This window comes from uncultured Limnohabitans sp., from assembly GCF_937889215.1.
GTDB lineage: Bacteria > Pseudomonadota > Gammaproteobacteria > Burkholderiales > Burkholderiaceae_C > Limnohabitans_A.
Genome location: NZ_CALBEX010000173.1, coordinates 1 through 1,559, shown reverse-complemented (window position 1 = coordinate 1,559; position 1,559 = coordinate 1). Strand labels below are relative to the sequence as shown.

At 56.6% G+C, this 1,559-nt stretch carries 2 protein-coding genes; both read left to right on the top strand.

Annotated elements, in window-relative coordinates:
• Positions 1 to 1,035: transcription termination factor NusA (gene nusA, locus Q0341_RS04470; RefSeq protein WP_299510863.1), on the top strand; the 1,035-nt coding region annotated here is incomplete at its 5' end.
• A gap of 26 nt (positions 1,036 to 1,061) precedes the next feature.
• On the top strand, positions 1,062 to 1,559 hold a 498-nt coding region (locus tag Q0341_RS04465; protein ID WP_299510861.1), incomplete at its 3' end, for a translation initiation factor IF-2 associated domain-containing protein.

Here is a 1,559-nt window from a genome sequence, read left to right as displayed (position 1 = left end):
GGCGACATCATCTGTGAATCCGGTCGCATCGAGGGCCGCCTGAGACGCAGCGAAATGATCCCCAAGGAAAACCTGCGCAGCGGTGACCGCGTTCGCGCCATGATCATGGAAGTGGACCTGACACTGCGCGGCGCACCCATTTTGTTGTCGCGTTCAGCCCCCGAGTTCATGATCGAGTTGTTCCGCCAGGAAGTGCCCGAAATCGAACAAGGCCTGCTCGAAATCAAAACCTGCGCCCGTGACCCTGGCTCTCGCGCCAAGATCGCTGTGCTCTCGCACGACAAACGCGTGGACCCCATTGGTACTTGTGTCGGTGTACGCGGTACCCGCGTCAATGCTGTGACCAACGAGTTGGCGGGCGAGCGTGTGGACATCGTGTTGTGGAGCGAAGACCCCGCCCAGTTCGTGATTGGCGCTTTGGCCCCAGCCAACGTGCAGTCGATTGTGGTGGACGAAGAAAAGCACGCCATGGACGTGGTGGTCGACGAAGAAAACTTGGCTATCGCCATTGGCCGTGGTGGCCAGAACGTGCGCTTGGCTTCTGACCTGACTGGCTGGAAGATCAACATCATGGACGCGGCCGAGTCGGCCCAAAAGCAGGCCGAAGAAACCATCGGCATCCGCCAGTTGTTCATGGAAAAGCTTGATGTCGACCAAGAAATCGCCGACATCCTGATCGGTGAAGGTTTCGCCAGTCTCGAAGAAGTGGCTTATGTGCCGATCCAAGAAATGTTGGAAATCGAAAGCTTCGACGAAGACACCATCAACGAACTGCGCACGCGCGCCAAAGACGCTTTGTTGACCCTCGAAATTGCGCGTGAAGAGAGTGTCGAAGACGTCTCTCAAGACCTGCGTGACCTGCCAGGCTTGACGCCTGAGCTGATTTCCAAGCTGGTTGAGGCGGGTGTTCAAACCCGTGACGACCTGGCTGATCTGGCCACTGACGAGTTGACCGACATCACCGGTCAAAACGTTGAAGAGGCCACCGCCCTGATCATGAAAGCCCGCGAACATTGGTTCGCAGGCCAGGCCTGAAGTCTGATGGAGGCTTGAACAAAATTATGTCCAGTACCACTGTTGCCGAGTTCGCCAATGAACTCAAAAAATCTGCCGACGTCTTGCTCGATCAATTGCGATCAGCTGGCGTGACCAAAGACTCGGTCAGCGATGCGCTGACCGATTCGGACAAGCAAAAGCTGCTCAGCTATTTGCAAACCAGTCACGGCACCGTGACCGGTGACCGCAAAAAAATCACCTTGGTCAAGAAGTCCACCAGCGAGATCAAGCAAGCCGATGCTTCGGGCAAAGCCCGCACCATCCAGGTTGAAGTGCGCAAAAAACGCACATTGATCAAACGCGATGACGAGCCAGCGCAAGAAGCTGAAGCACCGCAAGAGCCCTTGGTTGACCTTGCCGAACTGGCTCGACGCGAAGAAGAAGCACGCCGCCTAGCGGAGCTGATCAGCGTGCAAGAAGCCGAGTTGGCTGAAAAACGCCGCCAACGTGAAGAACAAGAAGCCCGTGAACGTGCCGACCTGCAAGCGCAAGAAGCACGGGAG